Annotated in this window: 16 protein-coding genes; 5 read left to right on the top strand and 11 right to left on the bottom strand. The window is 32.6% G+C overall.

The window, feature by feature from the left end:
• Window positions 1-130: 130 nt before the first annotated feature.
• The 4 genes from ACNQF9_RS06755 (at window position 131) to ACNQF9_RS06740 (ending at window position 4,001) form a co-directional block, all read left to right on the top strand.
• Window positions 131-1,078, top strand: a complete 948-nt coding sequence (locus ACNQF9_RS06755; protein WP_417960269.1) for a zinc metalloprotease — start codon at window positions 131-133, stop codon at window positions 1,076-1,078.
• A gap of 78 nt (window positions 1,079-1,156) precedes the next feature.
• Window positions 1,157-2,248: an AI-2E family transporter gene (locus ACNQF9_RS06750; protein ID WP_417960270.1), complete on the top strand. Its 1,092-nt coding sequence runs from the start codon at window positions 1,157-1,159 to the stop codon at window positions 2,246-2,248.
• A 2-nt stretch (window positions 2,249-2,250) separates the two neighbouring features.
• Window positions 2,251-3,432: a THUMP-like domain-containing protein gene (locus tag ACNQF9_RS06745; RefSeq protein WP_417960271.1), complete on the top strand. Its 1,182-nt coding sequence runs from the start codon at window positions 2,251-2,253 to the stop codon at window positions 3,430-3,432.
• Window positions 3,433-3,434: 2 nt separating this feature from the next.
• Window positions 3,435-4,001, top strand: coding sequence for a hypothetical protein (locus ACNQF9_RS06740; RefSeq protein WP_417960272.1), 567 nt, complete (start codon window positions 3,435-3,437; stop codon window positions 3,999-4,001).
• Window positions 4,002-4,003: 2 nt separating this feature from the next.
• On the opposite strand, the gene ACNQF9_RS06735 is transcribed toward ACNQF9_RS06740, so the two are convergent.
• A complete protein-coding gene (locus ACNQF9_RS06735) occupies window positions 4,004-4,663 on the bottom strand; it encodes a M15 family metallopeptidase (RefSeq protein WP_417960273.1) in 660 nt (219 codons plus the stop codon).
• A gap of 845 nt (window positions 4,664-5,508) precedes the next feature.
• On the opposite strand from ACNQF9_RS06735, the gene ACNQF9_RS06730 reads away from it, so the two are divergent.
• Window positions 5,509-6,090, top strand: coding sequence for a helix-turn-helix domain-containing protein (locus tag ACNQF9_RS06730; protein WP_417960274.1), 582 nt, complete (start codon window positions 5,509-5,511; stop codon window positions 6,088-6,090).
• Between the two features lie 72 nt (window positions 6,091-6,162).
• Here ACNQF9_RS06730 and ACNQF9_RS06725 read toward each other — a convergent pair whose 3' ends face one another.
• The 10 genes from ACNQF9_RS06725 to ACNQF9_RS06680 form a co-directional block, all read right to left on the bottom strand.
• Complete coding sequence (locus tag ACNQF9_RS06725) at window positions 6,163-6,846, bottom strand: phosphonatase-like hydrolase (RefSeq protein ID WP_417960275.1); 684 nt, start codon at window positions 6,844-6,846, stop codon at window positions 6,163-6,165.
• The gene (locus ACNQF9_RS06720; RefSeq protein WP_417960276.1) at window positions 6,843-8,006 is read right to left on the bottom strand and encodes a TIGR03364 family FAD-dependent oxidoreductase; all 1,164 of its coding nucleotides are present in this window, start codon (window positions 8,004-8,006) and stop codon (window positions 6,843-6,845) included. Before ACNQF9_RS06720 ends, ACNQF9_RS06725 begins: the two co-directional genes overlap by 4 nt.
• Window positions 7,990-9,285, bottom strand: a complete 1,296-nt coding sequence (locus ACNQF9_RS06715; RefSeq protein ID WP_417960277.1) for a DUF5690 family protein — start codon at window positions 9,283-9,285, stop codon at window positions 7,990-7,992. Before ACNQF9_RS06715 ends, ACNQF9_RS06720 begins: the two co-directional genes overlap by 17 nt.
• On the bottom strand, window positions 9,285-10,385 hold the full coding sequence (locus ACNQF9_RS06710; RefSeq protein WP_417960278.1) for a phosphoglyceromutase: 1,101 nt from the start codon (window positions 10,383-10,385) through the stop codon (window positions 9,285-9,287). Before ACNQF9_RS06710 ends, ACNQF9_RS06715 begins: the two co-directional genes overlap by 1 nt.
• Window positions 10,386-10,396: 11 nt before the next feature.
• Window positions 10,397-11,758 carry a (R)-1-hydroxy-2-aminoethylphosphonate ammonia-lyase gene (pbfA, locus tag ACNQF9_RS06705; RefSeq protein WP_417989898.1) on the bottom strand — a complete coding sequence of 454 codons (1,362 nt, stop codon included), beginning with the start codon at window positions 11,756-11,758 and terminating at the stop codon, window positions 10,397-10,399.
• A gap of 15 nt (window positions 11,759-11,773) precedes the next feature.
• Window positions 11,774-13,423, bottom strand: a complete 1,650-nt coding sequence (locus tag ACNQF9_RS06700) for an alkaline phosphatase family protein (RefSeq protein WP_417960280.1) — start codon at window positions 13,421-13,423, stop codon at window positions 11,774-11,776.
• A gap of 7 nt (window positions 13,424-13,430) precedes the next feature.
• Entirely contained in the window at window positions 13,431-14,933 is a 1,503-nt protein-coding gene (locus ACNQF9_RS06695) for a SusD/RagB family nutrient-binding outer membrane lipoprotein (protein WP_417960281.1), read from the bottom strand.
• Between the two features lie 11 nt (window positions 14,934-14,944).
• A complete protein-coding gene (locus ACNQF9_RS06690; protein ID WP_417989897.1) occupies window positions 14,945-18,031 on the bottom strand; it encodes a SusC/RagA family TonB-linked outer membrane protein in 3,087 nt (1,028 codons plus the stop codon).
• A 601-nt stretch (window positions 18,032-18,632) separates the two neighbouring features.
• Window positions 18,633-18,923: a hypothetical protein gene (locus ACNQF9_RS06685; RefSeq protein ID WP_417960283.1), complete on the bottom strand. Its 291-nt coding sequence runs from the start codon at window positions 18,921-18,923 to the stop codon at window positions 18,633-18,635.
• A 112-nt stretch (window positions 18,924-19,035) separates the two neighbouring features.
• Window positions 19,036-19,212 carry a hypothetical protein gene (locus ACNQF9_RS06680; RefSeq protein ID WP_417960284.1) on the bottom strand — a complete coding sequence of 59 codons (177 nt, stop codon included), beginning with the start codon at window positions 19,210-19,212 and terminating at the stop codon, window positions 19,036-19,038.
• Between the last annotated feature and the right edge of the window lie 242 nt (window positions 19,213-19,454).

The following is a 19,454-nucleotide window of genomic DNA, read 5'->3' as shown; positions in this document are numbered from 1 at the left end:
GCAGTTCAGCAGTTATTTATTCCTGAGCTGTTGTATTTACAATTAGCATCACAAAGTTACAATTGTAACAAATTTTCTAAATTTATTTTTAAATAATTAACCAAATCTATTAATTTATATCAACCTTATTATGAAAAAAATTCTCTTATCTGCTGTAGCATTATTAATGCTTTTTTCTTGTCAAAATGACACAACAGAAATTACTCCATCAGCAGATGCTATTGCTAAACGTGGTTGCGCATCTCAAGAAGTCCTAGCAGCCCAAATGAAGGCAGATCCTTCTTTAGCGTTAAAAATGAATGAAATTGAAGCATTCACACAAAAATCAATTTTGACAGGTCGTTTAGTAAATGGAAAAATTGAAATTCCGGTTGTAGTGAATGTTCTTTACAGAACCACTGCTGAAAATATTTCCTTAGCACAAATTCAATCCCAGATTGATGTTTTAAATAAAGATTTTAACGCAGCAAATTCGGATTTTAATCAAGTTCCTTCTTTATTTGCCGGTGTTAAAGCGAACGTAGAAATCTCTTTTGTACTAGAAGCTGTTTATAGAAAAGCTACTACAAAAACTTCTTGGGGTACTAACGACGCTATGAAAATTGCTTCTCAAGGTGGAATTGCTCCAACTACTCCAACTACTAGGATGAACCTTTGGGCTTGTACTATTGGCGGTGGAATCTTAGGTTATGCTCAATTTCCTGGTGGGTCTTCTTCTACTGATGGTGTTGTAATTGATTCAAAATATTTAGGAAATACTGGCACAGCCGTTTACCCTTTTAACTTAGGAAGAACAGCAACTCATGAAGTAGGACACTGGATGAACTTACGCCATATTTGGGGTGATGCAACTTGTGGTAGTGATTTAGTATCTGATACACCTACTCACAATGCAGCAAATTCTGGAGTTCCAGCATATCCACATTACAGTACTTGTTCTGGTAACCCAGTTGAAATGACAATGAACTATATGGATTATACTGATGATAGAGGAATGTATATGTTCTCTAACGGTCAAAAATCAAGAATGGCTGCCGTTTTTGTTTCTGGTGGATCAAGAGCAAGTTTCAGATTGTAGTTTTTTAGTTTTTTAAGAATTCAAAACTCGCTACTTGTTAGCGAGTTTTTTTTTATATTTACCGACTAAAAATAAAAGATGATTACATCACAGACGATTTCCAACGGTATTTTGAGAGCGCTATTGACTTTAGCTTTCTGCGGTTTAATTTTATTATTTTTTTACCAAATTCAATCGGTCTTAATATATCTGGTAATATCATTTATAATGACGTTGATTGGAAATCCCATTTTAGACTTTTTTAAAAGACGACTAAAATTCAATCATATCTTTGCTACAATACTAGTTTTATTCATTTTTATATTAATTATCTTCGGTTTTATAATGATGTTTGTTCCGTTGGTTTTATCACAGGGACAAAATTTATCTCTTCTAAATACTGCAGAAATTGAAAAAGATATTGTTCAACTAATCAAACAAATTACCGTTTTTTTAGACAATCATCAAATTGATTCTGCACAAATGTTGAAGGAAGCTAACATTACATCCAAAATCAATTTTAATATTTTTCCAAATTTTTTAAATTCAATTCTTGGGACAATTAGTAGTTTAGGAGTAGGACTAGGTTCTGTTCTATTTATTACTTTTTTCTTTCTAAAAGACCGTTTAAAGCTAGTTTTAGGGGCCAAAAAACTAATTCCAAACAGTCATGAAGATCAAATTTTAAATTCTTTAGAAAAAATAAATCATTTATTATCTCGTTATTTTATCGGGTTACTACTTCAGCTATTTATTGTATTCATTTTATATTTAATTGTATTATTTATTTTTGGGGTTCCTAATGCTCTTGTCATCGCCTTTTTATGTGCTGTTTTAAACATTATTCCATATATAGGTCCATTGATAGCCTCAATTTTAGCAGCAGTTCTTACGATGCTGAGTAATCTGGGAAGTGATTTTCAATCTGAAATTTTACCAACCACAATTTACGTCTTGATTGGCTTTTGGATTGTTCAAATTATTGATAATAATTTATCGCAGCCTTTTATTTTTTCAAAAAGTGTAAGCTCCCATCCTCTAGAAATTTTTCTTGTGATTTTAATTGCAGGATTCCTTTTTGGAATTCTTGGAATGGTGGTAGCAGTTCCTCTTTATACAATAATAAAGGTCATTGGTAAAGAATTCTTCCCTGAAAACAAAATAATCATGTTGTTGACTAAAGATATTTAATTGTGGACACAGCACTATTAAATACAGCAATACAAGCTTTTATAGATGATAATATTGGTGTAGACATATCAAAGTTAGCACTTCAAAAAAATCCATTTCCAGAGTCCAATTGGATTACTGTTTTGAGCCAAATAGAAGCAAAGACAAAAGCAAAAAACAAACTACCGACTTGGTTTGCAACCAAAAATATAATTTATCCAAGTAAAATTTCGATAGAACAAACATCATCTGAAACAACCGCTTCCTATAAAGCCTCAATTGTATCGGGAAAATCTCTAATTGATTTAACTGGAGGTTTTGGAGTAGATGATTCTTATTTTGCGAAAAAGATAGAAAAAGTATCCCATTGCGAAATAAATCCAGCATTATCTACTATCGTTCAACACAATTTTAAACAATTAAATATTCAAAATATTTCATGTTATACAGGAGATAGTTTCGACATATTGAACACTTTAAATTCAAAATGGGACTGGATTTACATAGATCCTTCTAGACGAAATGATGCCAAAGGAAAAGTTTTCATGCTTAACGATTGTTTACCTAATGTCCCTGAAAATCTTACTTTCTATTTTAATCATTCTAAACAGATTTTAATTAAAACAGCACCTTTACTTGATCTATCAGCTGGATTATCTGAATTGCAACATGTAAAAACAATACATATCGTTGCTATTGAGAGTGAAGTAAAAGAATTAGTATGGGAATTACATGCAACTTATTCCGGACCTGTAACAATAAAAACAATTAATATAATAAAGGATAAAATTGAAACATTTGATTTTATTCTGAATGAGGGGATTACAACTACTTCAATTGGTTTACCACAAAAATACCTTTACGAGCCTAATAGCGCCATAATGAAATCAGGTGGTTTTGATCAAGTTGGAGCTTTTTTCAATTTAGACAAATTACACAAGCATTCCCATTTATACACTTCTGTTGATTTAATATCTTTTCCAGGACGTTGTTTTGAAATACAAAATTGTTTTGGGTACAACAAAACAGAAATGAAATCTTTTTTAGAAAATACCCAAGCCAATATTACAACTCGAAATTTCCCAGATAGTGTAGAAAATATTCGAAAAAAATGGAAAATAAAAGACGGTGGTAATATCTATTGTTTTTTTACAACTAATGAAAATAATCATAAAATAGTTTTAATTTGCACCAAAATATCATAACTATGAAACACTGCTTTGCACTCTCTTTATTTCTTTTTACTAGTATTTTATTTGCTCAGAAACCTTGCGAGTACAGCTCCAATGTAACTGACTCTATTGGAACCTATAAAGCAACCAAAGAATACATGATTAGTGAGAAACATTTTGGTGGCAATTCTAGTTATATCTTTTATTCCCTGGCATTAACGGATGGCTTACCAACACTAAGTGTGCAATTTATTCAAAAAAGTAAAGATTTTTTGAAAGCAAATTGCTTTGATAAAAATTCCAAATTATACTTACAGCTTAATAATGGAAAAATAATCACATTAATACATATCGATCAAGAAAATTGTGGTACGATGTTACGTGATGAAAAAGGGTTTGACAACAGAGTCAATTCTGGTATTTTCATGTTCATTAAAGACAGTTTTGAAGACTTAAAAAATTCTCCAGTATCTATGATGCGTATTAAATATTTAACCGATACGGAAGACTACATCTTCAAAAAAGAGTTTAAATCCGAATTAAACAATGAGATTTATAATCCTGAAACCTACTTTATCAATACCTTACAATGTATTGAGTGAGTCTATTTACAATCCCATTTAGCATTAGATATTGCATCCTTCTGACTTGACTTCAAATTGTAGTGCCACCACTCAGAATCAAAAGAATTAAAACCGCTACCTGTCATAATTGTTTTCAACAAGGCTCTGTTCTTTTTTACTTCTTTCGAAACATTTAGGTAACTATGGCTTGCTTCTTTACCAAAAAAATCGAAAGAAGTTCCCATATCCAATTCTTTCCCAATACCATCAACCAGAGTAATATCTACTGCTCCTCCTCTGTTGTGGATGGAACCTTTTGCAGGATTAGCAACATATTCCGGATTGGATACAATTTTCCACATTTTTTTCTGAATATCTAAAGGGCGATAACAATCAAAAATTTTAATCTTATACCCTTTTTTAATAAACTTTTTATTTGCTACAACAAATGCTTTTACCGTTTTTAAACGCAAAAAACATTCGGCACAATCGTAAACTTTTTCCTTTAAAAAATTATCGTCTGTGGCATACTTCATGTCAAAGACAAAATCTTGGCAGTAATCTTTTAAATTCACAAAAGTAGTGTCGTTAATGAATGTGTCACTTTTTTCTTTAATTTCAGAAAGTACATTTTGCGATTTGCAAGAAATACTGCAAAAAAAAGAATGAAGAATTAGTAATGATTTTATGTAGACATTCATGAATTATGATTTTTTATAAAAATAAGATAATTTAAGAATCTACAATAGTAATAAAAATAAAAAAAACCGATACAAACTAAAGTATCGGTTTTTTAGGACTAGACATAATACAAAATTCGAGCTTTTTTTTAAAGATTTAAGGCTTTTTAGTGGCATATTTTAAGCCTTACAAAATTTAAAAAATATTAATTTTAACTCTTAACTTTCTATGACTGCTAAATTAGCATGTTGACTTATCGTTATTTACTAAAGCTGTTCTGATCTGCGTATCTAATTAGTTTTTTTAAAACTTTTAGGAAAGCTGTACTTTTATTTACTAGGTAGTTTGGTGCCCAAAATCAAGTTAAAAAACAATTAAAATAGAGCTTCTAAATCCTAATTAATTGCTGAAAAAATTCTGATAATTCAATTCAACGAATCAATTAAAATCGATAAAATTAAAAAATAGACCATCTAAACACATAAAAAAACCTAATCGCACCAAAATTCTAAAAGCGATGGAATAGCTTTACGAGAATTTAATTAAGTTGAAAACAAAAAAAAGTGTTTTAGCTATCTTAGAATGATAATATCATTGTAAATATCCTTCTTATTCTCAACATAATAGAAATCATTTAAGGTTTTTATTACTAAATCTTGATATTTTTTACGCTTTTTTGGGGCAGTAACAGTTGTAGCATATTCCGATTAATTCTGAAACGATAGTGTTATTCATAAGGTCTTGTATGCCAATAGAATTAAATTCGATATTGATTCTGATTCCGACAAAAGAATTGTATTAAAACAACCGTCCTCCTTTTTTATATCAAGTTAAATTTAGATATTCGTATTAAATACAAAAAGTAATGAATGACTATTTAATAGGTATAGGAAAGAGAATTAAGGATATTCGAAAAACAAATAAAAAGACGATTAATAATGTAGCGAGTGCCGCTGAGGTAAGTAACGGCTTAATTTCCCGGATTGAAAACGGAAGGACTATCCCTTCATTACCTGTTTTACTGAATATCATCAATGCATTGGAAATTAAAGTTTCTGATTTCTTTGAAGGAATGCCTAAACCTTCCGAACTTAGTTATATTGTTTCTCGATGCGAAGAAAACGCAACTATTGAAAAGGAGGATGATGCAAAAGGCTTTACTTATAAATATATTTTTGGCAAACAACTTTCCTCAATAGGCTTTGAAGCTGTTTTACTTGAAGTACAACCAAACTCTCAAAGAGATAAAGTAAAAACGGATGCCTATGAATTCAAATATATGATTTGTGGAGAATGTTTTTATATTATTGGAGAGGAAGAAATCCTTTTAAAAGAAGGAGACTCTATTTTCTTTGACGGTAGAATACCTCATGTTCCTGTCAATAAGGGGGAAACTTCTGCGAAAATGCTAGTGCTTTACTTCTTTTTAAACACCCAAAAAGAGTGACTTTATAAAATAAAAAACTCCCCTTTTTAGTATATCAAAGAGAGGAGTTTAAAAAACTAATTAAACCAAAAATCATAAGAGAATCGCTCTCAATTCATTTAAATTATTTATTATATATGTAGGATTTGCTTCTTGAATTTGAATTCTATTTTGAGCGCCTGTTAATACTCCAACTGTTAGCCCACAATTAGCATTTTCCCCTTCTTCAATATCGATAGCAGAATCGCCAACTTTCATTACTTTTTCAGCATCAATTACACCTGTATTTTTCATTGCCAAAAGAATCATATCCCCTTCAGGTCTTCCATTTTTCACATCATCAGCCGTTATTAATCCGTCAATGGTTTCGCCTACAACCCAACCTAATTTCTCTAATAACAAATTAGCAGTTTTGCTGTCATAACCTGTATTTAAAACTACTTTAATATGGCTGTTTCTCAAATCTTTAAAAAGCTGTTCAGTACCTTCAAAAGATTTTATTTCTAATGTACTATAAGCATTTTTCAAGGCCTCTTTAAATTTTGAGAATACTTTATTAGCTACTGGACTAACACTAATTAAAGACGTACACTCTTTTAAAACATCTGATATAGCCTGATGTTTTTCTTTACCAGCTCCATATTCTAGAACCTCCTCTAAACTTACATTAAACCCTTCATCATTAATTACTTTTTGTACTGTTTTATACACAACATTCCCCTCGTCTACTGTTGTTCCGGCCATATCAAAGACCACCAATTCTATTCTTTGTTTCATTCTTTTGTGTTAAAAATTTTAATTATATTTTCTTTAGAAAACCCCGCACTACCCGTCATTCCTTTTCCCCCTATTCCTGTTATTATATGAATATTATCTCCTATTGTATGCTCAAAAATGTCTTTGGTTTTGCATTGTGAATACATACCATACCATCTATTTTGAATTTCATAATTGGGTAAATCAATAATTTTTTTGGCCTCTTGTATCATGAAATTATCAATATCCATATCTAAATCAAAATCCAAATCATCTATATTTTTAGCATCAGCATAATGATGAGAATCGCCTAAAATAACAGAACCATCAGCTGCTTGTTTGAATAATATATGTACGCCCCATTTTTTTTCTAAAGCATCAGGATGCTCTTTTGCTTTAATTGATTTAAAGGAAGGACATTCATAAAAAGCCTCGTATCTCCTGATGGATAAACCCGTAAGTACGGAGCCATCAAGTGTATAATTTTGTTGTGGTTTGGTTTGCATCATTTGCAACTTCGAAACCTCTAAATCACTTTCGTAATAAATTTCGGGAAACAAATTTTTAAAATCATTCCCATTACAAATAATCACTTTACTGGCAGAGAATTCTTCATTTGCAGCACTTGAAAGAGAAACACCATTTGCGGTAGCTTCGCAATTAATAATGTTTGTATTGGTGATTAGCTTTAGCCCCATTTTATGAATCATAAACTCTTGCAACCTGTAAATCATCGTTCTGGGTTCCACAGTAACTTCTTCGGGGAAAAACAATCCTGCTTTTACATAATCGGAACGTAAACCTGGATACTTTTCTAAACATTCTTGTTTAGTTAATAAACGGGATTGATAATTATTCGATTGATTAATTTGAGATAATTCCTCAATTAGCTGTATTTCTTCGTCATTCGAGGCTAAATAAACTGAACCATTTTGACGGACTGAGATATCAAATTGGCTTTGAATTTCTTTATAAATAGCTAAACTTTCTCTTCCATAAGCTTGCCATTTAGAGTCCATTCCAGAGGGAACTACTTGACCAAAATTTTGAATTGTTGCTCCTTTTGGCTTTTTATCTTTTTCTATAATAGCTACTCGAAGTCCTTTTTTTAAGGCATGATAGGCATGAAAAGTACCTAAAACTCCACTACCAACAACTATAAGATCATATCTTGGTTTCATCTAATACTAATTTAAAATTTACATTATGATTTTTATATTCTCTATTTAAATAAAGGATTGAACTGATGGTTACAACCACACCAATCCCAGCAACTGAATACGCGCTATACATAAAAAAATCAATCCAAGATAAACTAGCTTGACCAAAATTTTTATACAATAAAACAGCAACGCTTCCTAAATATCCAAAAGCATCCGCAAGGTAAATCAGGAAACCTGCATTGCCTTTTATTTTAAATGCCCCAATAAAACGATCAAAAAAGAGACAGTTGAAAGGGACATAACAAATATATAATCCAAAGCCAGAAACAACCATCCAAGTAAACGGATTTAAATTCCCTGACTGAAATAAATAGGTTGAAAAGCCTAACGAAATGGATCCTACCAAAAGTAAAATTTGGTAAAAAAATAAGGCTTTCCTGTTATCTCGAAAATAAAATGCAAAACCTAAAACCAATAATACAATGAAAGCAACTAATGTTTCTGAACTGGAATAAACAGATACATCTCCCTTATATCCAATAATATCCCATAATTCACGGGAAAAATTATCTCTAAAATCTCTAAAAGCAGTTAGGAATGTGTAAAACAAAACCCATATCGTTATTGGAAACAAAAACTTCAACAACAAATTTTTCCTTTCTTTTCCCGTCATCGGAATACGTTCCGAGCGCAGTTCGATATCCTCTTGCGTAGGCTTTGGAATTTTTTCTAATAACCAGGTAAAAAACAATAAGGGCAAAACAAATAATGCGCCTGTAATGGCAGGCATCCAAAACTGGGAAAATCCCCAGGAATCCATTACAAAAAACCCTACTGATTTCACTACACCACTTGAAACGATAAAGCTGGTGCTTAAGGCGACCCCTAATATTTCGGTGAATTTCCTGCCTTCGAGATAGGAAAAAACAATTCCCCAAATCATTCCCAGAGGAACCCCATTCAGGAACATAAAAATAACATTAAACGGTTTGGGAACCAAAGCAAATAAAACCAAGGCCAGTTCCGCAATGAGAATTAATGCTACAAGATAATATGCTCGTTGGTTTGCTTTTAATTCTGAAACCACTTTAATTCCAATAAATTTAGAAAGTGCATACCCTAATACCTGTGCGATAATTAAAATAATTTTATAATCAATATTAAATACTTCCATCCCTTCAAATGTGGCTACACTAAAGGGTTTCCTGAAGGCATACATGCAAAAATAAGCCCCGAAAGAAGCCAGTGAAGCGTTCAACACAAAAGGAATATTTGATTTTTTTGCTAACTTTCGCATTAGTTTTTTAATACTTTAATCGCACTAGATTTCATCTCAGCATCTTTCAATTTGCTGTCTAAAACCTGTAAAATAGTTGGTGCAATTTGGGTGCTAAACAACTGCTCTTTTGTTTTAACTTCACCTAATACGGAAACATTATTTCCAAAAACTATAAACCAAACCTGATCTGCCCCTGCTATATCTGCCCCATGACTCTTCCAAGTGTCTATTGGCTGCGTCCCTCTGCCATGATCTGTGGAAAGAATAAAAACCGTATTGTCTTTATAAAAAGGATCACTTTGTGTAAAATTCCACAATTGTTGTAGCAAAGCATCGGTATTATTTGCTGATGTTAAATACGCATTATAGTTCCCATCATGTGCAAAATCATCTGTTTCTCCGTAGGAAATAAATACCAATTCAGGATGCTCTTTTTTCATGTATTCCAAAGCATAATGTGACGTAAAAGCATCTAATCTCACACTCCCAAACGGAGATGGAATTTGTGTTTGCAATTCATTTAAGAAAATTTCATTGGGGCTAAGAGTATTTCCTGTTGCGGATTCAAAACCTGCGTTCACAGGAATTCCGGAACGTTCTTCGTTTATAATGTAAGGAAACACGTCCCAGCTCCCAAAAGCGGCTACTTTTCCTTTGTATTGGGCCATGTTATTTATTTTTTCTAAAATTGTAATATTAGGATTATTGAATTTATCGTTACTCGAAATTCTTTTATCGTCAGCTGAACCGGTTAAAATTTCGTTATATCCAGGATAGGAAAACCACATAGAATTAGTGAGATTTACGTTGCTATCTTCGTTTCTGTTTCCGTGCAACTGTCCCATTTGAGTGACTTTATTCCATAAAAAAGGCATTAAAGCAGTTCTTCTTTCACTTGGAGTGTTTCTCCAAAATTTCGTTTTTAGTTCTGCTGCATCATGGACAAAATCTTTATTTTCGATAAGATTAGCATCGGCACCAGTGAACAATTCTTGCCAACGCAAACCATCTAAGGTGATTAGAACGATTTTTGTTTTTTGAGTTTCCGCTTTCGGTTGTGCCTGGGTTGTTAAAAAAATTAGTCTAAATAGGCTTGTCAGTAAAATTAATTTTTTCATTTTATTTTGTTTTATTTTTGATGTTGTACTATAGTTAAACTTTCTTCTAAAATTTGCAAGGCTTCCTTCAATTCTGCTCTACTAATGGTTAGTGCCGGCGATAATTGCAAAACATTTCCCGCCGAAACTTTAAAACTAAGCCCGCGTTTCAAACAAGCATACATAACTTTTTCAGCCTCAACAATCGCTTTTTCCTTTGTAGTTCTGTCTTTTACTAATTCTATGCCCCATAAAAGTCCTATGCCACGAACATCACCAATGAGTGCGAATGTTTCTTGAAACCGTCTTAATACTGATTGCATATAAAGTGCATCCTCCTGTACTTTCTCTAAGAGATTATTTTCTTCAATAAATTGAATCGTAGTCAGCCCCGCGATTGCACCAACAGGGCTTTTTTCATGGGTATAATGCCCCAAAGAAACAGAGCCAAAAACGTTATATTCGTCTCTGGTAATTATAGCGGCCTGCGGAAAAATTCCACCTCCTAAACCTTTTCCTAAACACAGAATATCGGGTTCAATATCATAATGCTCAAAAGCAAACATTTTCCCAGTTCTTCCTAAAGCTATTGGGATTTCGTCTAACAGTAACAATACACCATATTTATCACAGAGATTTCTTGCCTCTCTCCAAAAATGTTTCGATGGAATTTGGACATCGGTATTTCTGATAGTTTCCACTATAAAAGCACCAATATCTCCCTCTTTTGCAAATACATATTCCAGATATTCTAAACATTTATTTTCATTGTTTTCAAAAATACCCCGATAGGTAACAGGAGGTGGTATTCGTTCAATTCCAGGCAGTAGCGGCCCCATATATTCTCTAAAAACAGATTCTCCGCCCACGCTGATAGCATCTAAAGAAGCACAATGAAAAGAATCCCAGAAAGAAACAACCTTAAACTTTTTAGTAATTGCTCTGGCTAATTTCAATGCGATTCCAACAGCAGAACTTCCGTTTGGCGTTAAGAGAATTCTGTTTAAACTTCCTGGACATAAACTAGCCAATTTTTCTGCAAAATTGATAGCAGGTTCATTTGTAAATCTTCTAGGTGAAAAAGATAAACGGTGTAACTGAGCAGTGATCTTTTCAATCAGTTTAGGATTTGAATACCCTATTTGATGGACATTGTTTCCATGAAAATAATAGTATTTCTTACCCGAAATTGCGGTAAAACTAGCATCATTGCAATCATTTAAAACATCTAAACAAGGTGTCGACAAAGCTTGATGCAAAAAATAACGGGCATCTTTATCTAAAAGCATTTTTGTCTTTTCGTCAATTGTCGTGTCTAACCAATCGATACGAGCCTCGGTAAGATTGATATCGCCTTCGGTTACACTATTATTTATAGAATTTTCTTGTTGCATTTTAAATTTTCAAAGCTATTGAGCTGTTAAAACTGTCGTCGGGATAATTTGTTTTGATATAATACTACTTTTGTAAAACACATCCAACCAACCATTACCGCCACCATTAAACCAACCAACTTGTAAAGAGTAAATACCTGGTTTCAGCATGATTTGACCACTTTTTTCTTTTACACCGTGATCCCCGTCATTATCTGTAATTAATTTAGAATCAATCCATAATTTACTTCCATCATCGGAACGTAAATAAAAAGTATAGGTATCCTCTTTATCAATTCTAATTTTAGTAGTAAACTGTACCACTGTATTATCTTTAATTGGTGCTTTTACTTCATCAGAAGTTATCTCAAAAGATTGTCCTTTAAAATCAGGTTTCATTTGGTCAACATTAGGCAAATCGGTTAGTGTATCTAAATAGTAAACCGAATAATCAATTGGAGCCGCAGTACCTTTCTCTTTTATGCGATAAAAAGCCTCGGATACTAAACTATTTATTTTACCTTCATTAAAAACAGCGCTTTTGACTACTGTGTTTTTGTTTATTTTGAAAGCTTGCCTATAGCGGTTTGAGTTTTTGGATGGCATCGTACCATCTGTTGTATATAAAACTTCGCCACTTGTGTTTAAATTTTGGATGACAACCATCGTTTCTTTCTCAAAAAGGCCTCCTGATTTTTTATTTAACTTTCCGTCCGGGAGCAAAACAGGTTGTAAATAACGTGATACTACTGGAAAATCATCTCCTATATTTATTCCTTCAAAGACATTCAAAACGGGTTTTCCTACCCAAGCTGTCGGAATAGAAACTCCTAATGCATAGGCTACTGTTGCTGCATTATCGTATTGATAAACTGGCGTTTTGATCCCTAGATTTTTCTTTATCGATTTACCCCAAACAATAAAAGGAATTTCAACTTCTTGCAAAGACTCGCCACCGTGACCCTGACCAACACCTCCGTGATCTGAACTAATAATCACCATCGTTTCATCGGCAATTCCCGCTGTAGCAATCGCTTGAAATAGGGTTGCCAATAAAGCATCTGCTTTTTCAACCGATTGGTAATATTCTGGAGTACCGTGACCAAATTCATGACCAGCGTGATCGATATGATCAAAGTGAATAAAAGTGAAAGTCGGTTTTTTAGCAATAATATAGGCACTGGCTACTTTTGCTGTTTCCTCTTCTGTTTTAGTATTCACATCATAATCAACGGCATTTTTTTCGAATAAACGACCAAAACCATCCCAATGATAAATAGCTCCTATTTCAGCATTTGGTATTTGCTTATCTATTAAAGAAAAAATAGTAGGGAATAAAAAATCTTCTCCTTGTACTATAGCAGGTAGAGTAAAAGTATCTTTTTCCCAATCATTCGATGTAATACCATGTTGCTCTGGTCCCGCTCCCATAATCATGGTAGCCCAATTAGTACTGGAACTGGAAGGCAATACTGCTCTGGCATGAAAACTGTAAGCACCTTCTTGCATGATCTTATGAAAATTGGGCGTCGCTGCATGAATCAAACCATCCGCGGACAATCCATCAAAACCAATCACAATTACATGTTTCGATTTTCCTGCAAGAGCGCTAAGCTGTGCCTTTGCTGTATAAGACCATAAGGAAGAAATCCCTATGGCCATACTTAAAATTTTTATGTACTTCATCCCTTGATTATTTTAACAACCACATTTTGACATTGATATCATCTGATCCTCCGTATTGACTTGTCAATGCAGCATTAACATTGGTTTTATTGGTTTCAAATTCAACTTGTGGATATTTCCATCGCATCGGGATTCGTAACCCATTTTTATTGGCAGGTCCTATATTAAAAATGGGAACTCCTGTTCTTCTATAATTAAAATAGGATTCCCGTTCTGAGTTTTGAAAAAAGGCAACATACTTTTGACTCAAAATTTGCTCTAATCCATCTGCTGTATTTCCCTTATAAACAATATTGGCACTAGCTAAAAAAGTATCAATATCACTTTTGGAAACAGCATAAAACTCCATTGAAGCTTTAATCCCTAAATTATAGAAGGTGGCCGCATCACCTGCAATCCATCCTCTATTAATGGCTTCTGCTATCCCAAATTGTTGTTCGGCATAGCCAATTAAGATATAATCTTCCCCTTTATAAGTGCTGTAATATCTTTTTTCATTTGGATAAGAAAATTTCCCTTCATCGGAAGCGACTTGCATGGCACCTTGGTCATCCCCCGTATTGGCACCAACATAAGCGCTTAATTTTAAGGGATTATTTGCATCGTAATAAAATTGAGCTGGGTCGGCTACTTTGTAAATTCTAGGGTCATTATTTTGTTTTAAGATATTTAAATAGGTTCCTCCCATAATATTTCTGTTCCTGTTAAAACCGTAACTACTTGGGTTTAATTCATAATTATTGCCATTCTCATCTGAAAAACAACGGGCCATATTATCCACAATTCCAGTCATAATTGGGTATTTTGTTGGATTGGATATGATCTGATTAAATTGTGTTTTAACAGCGATCTCTGATGTTTTTTTACTCAAACTGATTAAAACTCTAAGACGAAAAGCATTAATGGTTTTTTGCCATTTGTCTAAATCTCCTTGAAATAAAAAATCTCCTTCAACAGCTCCAGTCCCTACTTCTCCCTTAGCGATAATGATTTGATCATTTGCCGCTTCAAGGAGTGTTAATATTTCTACATACACTTCCTTTTGGCTATCGTATTTAGGTTGTGTAATAGCATCGGTGCCTGTTGCTCTTAATGATTCTTTCATCGGAATGTCTCCCATCCTTTTTGTCATGTAATCTAAAAAGTAAGCTTTAAAAAACTTAGACAATGCACCGTATTTATTTTTGGTGTCTAGATTTGTAGCTTCTTTTTCCATCGCGAGGACATTAGACAAGGTCGTATATCGCAAAGGTGCTGATCCCCAATTATAATCTTGAGATCCGTAATAATCAAACGATATTGCCCAGAATTGATTGTCTCTTTGTGCGTCAGACCAAGGACCTTCCCCAAGGTTATTCATCACTCTTAATACCTCTGATAATAACATCGAAGGAGGGACGCTTGTTGCTCTGTTTGGATCATTGGTTAATTCATCAAAATTGGTACAGGAACTAACTATGAAAATTAGAGCAATCGCAAATACTTTTTTATAATTATTTAATGTTTTCATTTTTATATTTTTTAAAATTTAAAGTTGAAGTTAAGACCATAACTTTTTACTGTTGGCGTCTGTAAAGGGGAAGAACCTTCGTTTAAAAATTGATCTAAATCTATGTTCTTGTTTTTAGAGAAATACAATAAATCTCTTCCTATCAATGAGATTGAAGCACCACTTATAAATGATTTTTTTAGAGTGGATTGGGCTAAATTATACGTAATACTTACTTCTCTTAGTTTAAAGAAGGTTTTATCTATAATATTAGCTGCAGTTTTTCCATGATATGATTTAGCATAATCTTGAAAATACATTTTTGTGGTATTAGTGGCATAGGTTCTGTTATCTGTCAGCACATTTCCTTGTCCATCAGTGACTAATTCTCCTCCTGTTACTATTACACCATCGGTTATATAAGACTTTATACCTTGAACATCATTGGCTCTTTCTGGAGTATCGCTGAATTCATGTCTACCACTTTGCCACATTTTAAGATTTACATAATTTTCGATTTTCCCACCATATCTTCCATCAAAACTGAAGTTCAATTCAAAGTTTTTATAGCTAAGATTGTTAGTAACTCCTAATGCCCAGTCTGGTGCCTTGTTCCCAACCTTAGTTTGGTACGAATTCATTAAAGGTTTCCCGTCTCCACCCACTATTAGTGCACCGATATTAGATCTCATAAAATCATAAATATAAAATCCATCAACACGTTCTCCAATATTTATTAAACCATTGTTTTGAATACCTGCATAAACTTCTTTCAGGTACTCTTTATAAGTAGACCAGTTTACATTAAAATTCCATTTAAAATTTTCACTGGCTATAGCTTTAACGAACAAAGAAACTTCAACTCCTTTTGTTTTTGTTGTAATTCCGTTTGCTTTACTTCCTAAATATCCAGAGGTTTCAGAATATTTTAAATCAAAAATTTGAGGTCCATTGGTGTTTTCAAAATAGGTTACATCAAATCCAAATTTATTTTTTAGCATTCTTGTTTCTAAGCCAACTTCTATAGAGGAATTAAAAGCAGGTTCTAAATCCGTATTGGATAAAACCTCTCCAACATAAGCCGCATTATAGGTTTTTCCATCGATTGTAAAAGGGTCTCTAAGTCTATAGGTATCTTGATTACTATAAATATCTAGAGAACTACCTACTTTTGCATAAGAACCTCTTACTTTCAAATAATCTACATGAGGAATATCAATTAGCTCACTCACTATAGCACTCACACCCACAGAAGGATAAAAGAACGTATTGTTTTGTTCTGGCAATCTCGAATCAGTATCAAACCTTCCTGTAGCTCCTAGAAATAAGAATGATTTATAGGATAAATCGAAGGAACCATAAGCACTATTACTTTCAAAATGACTCTTATAATTAGTGGGTTGAACCGGAGTTTGAGTATTGCTCAGGGTATACAATCCCGGAATAATTAAATAGTTCGTAGTAGCATAGGAATTTCTATACTTCTCCGTATTATTATTAAAACCAAGAGTGGCTTTCATTTCAAAATCATTGATTGTCTTAGTGTAATTCAACATCAAATCAGAATAATTTTTGAATTTATAATCGTATTGTTCTTTATAATCGCCTTGTGCTTTTTCTCTTCCATAAGTAGTCATGGAATAAGGAAATTTTTCATCTCTAAACAAATTACTCAAAGCCACGTTGGTTCTTAAAACAACATCAAAGTTGGTATTAAATTTATGGTTTAAACTAATTTGTCCGGAATAGTCATTTTTATAATATCCTTTTAGCCATTCATAGGCCATAAAATAAGGATTGTTATAGCGTGTATATTCAAAGCTTTTTACTTGTAAACCTTCTTTTCCTTCTTGCCAGTAATCTCTCAAATCTCTAACATCATAATCGGCTCCACCCCAAATTAACATGTTATATAAATAACTGTTAGGACCGTATTGCACATTTGGATTATTTGGAGAAGTTTGAAAATTAAAATTAGAACTTGCATCCACCCATGTTTTATCACTTAAATTATATCTGCCACTTAAGTTATAGTTGTAGATGTTTAATTTAGTATTGGGATTAATCCCTTTTTGGTAGGTATTAGAAACAGAGAATCTAATATTTCCCTTATCAAATGTAGAAGCTAAAGCTAAGTTGTCCGTAATTAGCAAACCGTCTTCCATAAAATTTTTAAAATTATTTACCCCTCTCGCTAGCCAAGGCGTTGCAATAAGATTTCCATTGGTGTCTAACGGACTGTCATATTGAGTAATTAATTGTCCGTCAAACTTGGGTCCCCATTGATCATAATCCGCATCATTAATTCCTCCTCCTTTACCATCTTTAAAGGCATAATTACCATAAGAACCTGGTCCATAAGAATTTTGTGTGTTAGGAATGGCATTAAACCCCGATTGAAATAAGGAATTATGATTAAACTCAACTACAAATCCTTTCTTATTTTTAGTACCTCTTTTTGTAGTGATTTGTACCGCACCATTACCTCCTACAGAACCATATAAAGCGGCGGCATTAGCTCCCTTTAACACATTGATACTTTCTATATCATCTGGGCTAATATTATAAGTGTCTGTACCTAATGGGACTCCATCTACAACAATCAAAGGACTTTTCCCTCGCAAATACAATTTTGGACTGCTAAAAAATTCTGAAGAGGCGGCAACTATTAAACCCGAAACTTTTCCCGAAAGAGAGTTCATAACATTTGCATCCCTGCCTCTTGATAAATTACCCTCCACTTCTTGAACAGAATATCCTAATTTCTTTTTTTCTTTCTTGATTCCTAAAGCAGTTACAACAACTTCATTTAAACTTTCTGAACTTGATTGAAGTACTATAACAGCACTGGTCAATTTTGTGGTGTTAAAATCAATAGAATCAAAACCAATATAAGAGATTGTAATAATCTCATTCCCTTTTGGTAATTCAATTTCAAAGTTACCATTCATGTCAGTTCCCACACCTGTTACTTTTCCTTTAATAAGAACAATTGCTCCCGGCAGTGAAATGTTTTGTTCGTCAACCACCTTACCCTTAAATGGGGTTGTTTGCGCAAAAATTATAGATGTAGTTAACATCAATAACAAAATCATAAAAGTTTTTAAATTTTTCATCATATTTTTAAATAGTTACTATTAGTAAATTTTACAAGGCAAATTTGTAAATTATTTTACTATTAGTAAACTTTTTTGTTTTAATAAATCTTTAACAAGTCTTTAATGTATTGTCAATTAAATGTTAACTGATGATAACGAAAGGGGGTTAATAAGTAAATCCTTTATTATATTTTAAATAAAAACCGAACAAAATTATCCTGATTCGGAATCATCTTGTTCGGCTAACCGTGGAGCAGAAATTATTAATGGCTTAAATATTTATTCCTTTTATTTTGTTATCTAATCGATGAGCATCTTATTCTTTAAGACTTCAAAATAAAGGCTAATTTTCAAGTCTATTTTAACCCATTGGATATAATTAGTTTTTAATTATAATTTTCGTTAGAAAACTATATCGAGAACAATAAAATTTTGAAATAAAAACGGTTCTCGATACAGTTTTTGTTCCGTTCTACGCAACAAAAAAACTCTAACTGACGTTTGGTATAATTATACCAAACGGGCTTATTTATTAATTTTCGGGTTCTTTTAAAATTGCATTCACGTCCTCTTCAGTTGTGGTTAATTTAATTTGCAAATTTAGTTAGTGCTGTTGCTCTTTTTACTTTTTCAGATAGTTCGTCAAAAGAAGCTTCTCAAAAGCAGTCCTATAATTCAATTCATCTTCCATTTTATTCTTTGATTTTGTGATTGAACTGTCTATTGTACCGTTAAATAACACTATGTTTATTTTTGTACTTTCTTCCAATTGAGAAATATCATTGACCGCTTTGCCATTTATATACGTTATGCTAAAACCTCTTTTTAAAATATTCATAGTCCATGATTTGGATGTTTTTTCTATGTTTTCCAATGCAAGTTCGGAATTTCTGATATAAACGATGGGTTGCATTTCTAATTTTTATTGTAGTTGAATTACAGCTGCATTTAATTGATTCAGATTTAATTTACTAGCAGTCAGTATTTTGACATGTAATACGTTTAATTTTTCGTGATTGTTTTTACTATAAATTATGATTATCACCGCCGCCATCCCTGCTAATGGCAACTAAACCAAAATGATAGATTCCTTTTTTAATTCTTTCTAATTGCATAATAATGCCACGAACTGCTTTGTCTCCTTGCAGTATGAATGAAATAAAATATAAAAAAACTTGTAATTCCAAGAATTTTTCATCCATTACATCTAAAAATTATCAAAATATTTGCTGTTTTCTACCGAAATTATCGCAATTCATTGGAGTAAAAAAGAGAGTTCTAGCTTTTTGTTTTAATCATAAATACCCGCTAGCTGTAGTTTTTTAATTGTTTCACGCTTTTCATTTGCTAAATCTTCCATAGTGCACTGGTTATCAATAATCTATTATTTGAAGTGAAAGTCAAAAGCAAAATCCAAGAATATTTTAGCAAGGAATAAAATTTT

The organism is Flavobacterium amylolyticum, from assembly GCF_048284335.1.
Taxonomy (GTDB): Bacteria; Bacteroidota; Bacteroidia; order Flavobacteriales; family Flavobacteriaceae; genus Flavobacterium.
The sequence above is the reverse complement of the archived record's forward strand: the minus strand, read 5'-3'. Positions and strand labels throughout refer to the sequence as shown.

Bases quoted from the DNA above. Each gene is read 5' to 3' on its own strand.
- ACNQF9_RS06730 (WP_417960274.1), top strand. From the start codon at position 5,509: ATGAATGACTATTTAATAGGTATAGGAAAGAGAATTAAGGATATTCGA.
- ACNQF9_RS06710 (WP_417960278.1), bottom strand. From the start codon at position 10,385: ATGAAAAAATTAATTTTACTGACAAGCCTATTTAGACTAATTTTTTTA.
- ACNQF9_RS06695 (WP_417960281.1), bottom strand. From the start codon at position 14,933: ATGAAAACATTAAATAATTATAAAAAAGTATTTGCGATTGCTCTAATT.
- ACNQF9_RS06755 (WP_417960269.1), top strand. From the start codon at position 131: ATGAAAAAAATTCTCTTATCTGCTGTAGCATTATTAATGCTTTTTTCT.
- ACNQF9_RS06720 (WP_417960276.1), bottom strand. From the start codon at position 8,006: ATGAAACCAAGATATGATCTTATAGTTGTTGGTAGTGGAGTTTTAGGT.
- ACNQF9_RS06685 (WP_417960283.1), bottom strand. From the start codon at position 18,923: ATGCAACCCATCGTTTATATCAGAAATTCCGAACTTGCATTGGAAAAC.
- ACNQF9_RS06680 (WP_417960284.1), bottom strand. From the start codon at position 19,212: ATGGATGAAAAATTCTTGGAATTACAAGTTTTTTTATATTTTATTTCA.
- ACNQF9_RS06715 (WP_417960277.1), bottom strand. From the start codon at position 9,285: ATGCGAAAGTTAGCAAAAAAATCAAATATTCCTTTTGTGTTGAACGCT.
- ACNQF9_RS06690 (WP_417989897.1), bottom strand. From the start codon at position 18,031: ATGATGAAAAATTTAAAAACTTTTATGATTTTGTTATTGATGTTAACT.
- ACNQF9_RS06725 (WP_417960275.1), bottom strand. From the start codon at position 6,846: ATGAAACAAAGAATAGAATTGGTGGTCTTTGATATGGCCGGAACAACA.
- pbfA (WP_417989898.1), bottom strand. From the start codon at position 11,758: ATGCAACAAGAAAATTCTATAAATAATAGTGTAACCGAAGGCGATATC.
- ACNQF9_RS06700 (WP_417960280.1), bottom strand. From the start codon at position 13,423: ATGAAGTACATAAAAATTTTAAGTATGGCCATAGGGATTTCTTCCTTA.
- ACNQF9_RS06740 (WP_417960272.1), top strand. From the start codon at position 3,435: ATGAAACACTGCTTTGCACTCTCTTTATTTCTTTTTACTAGTATTTTA.
- ACNQF9_RS06735 (WP_417960273.1), bottom strand. From the start codon at position 4,663: ATGAATGTCTACATAAAATCATTACTAATTCTTCATTCTTTTTTTTGC.
- ACNQF9_RS06750 (WP_417960270.1), top strand. From the start codon at position 1,157: ATGATTACATCACAGACGATTTCCAACGGTATTTTGAGAGCGCTATTG.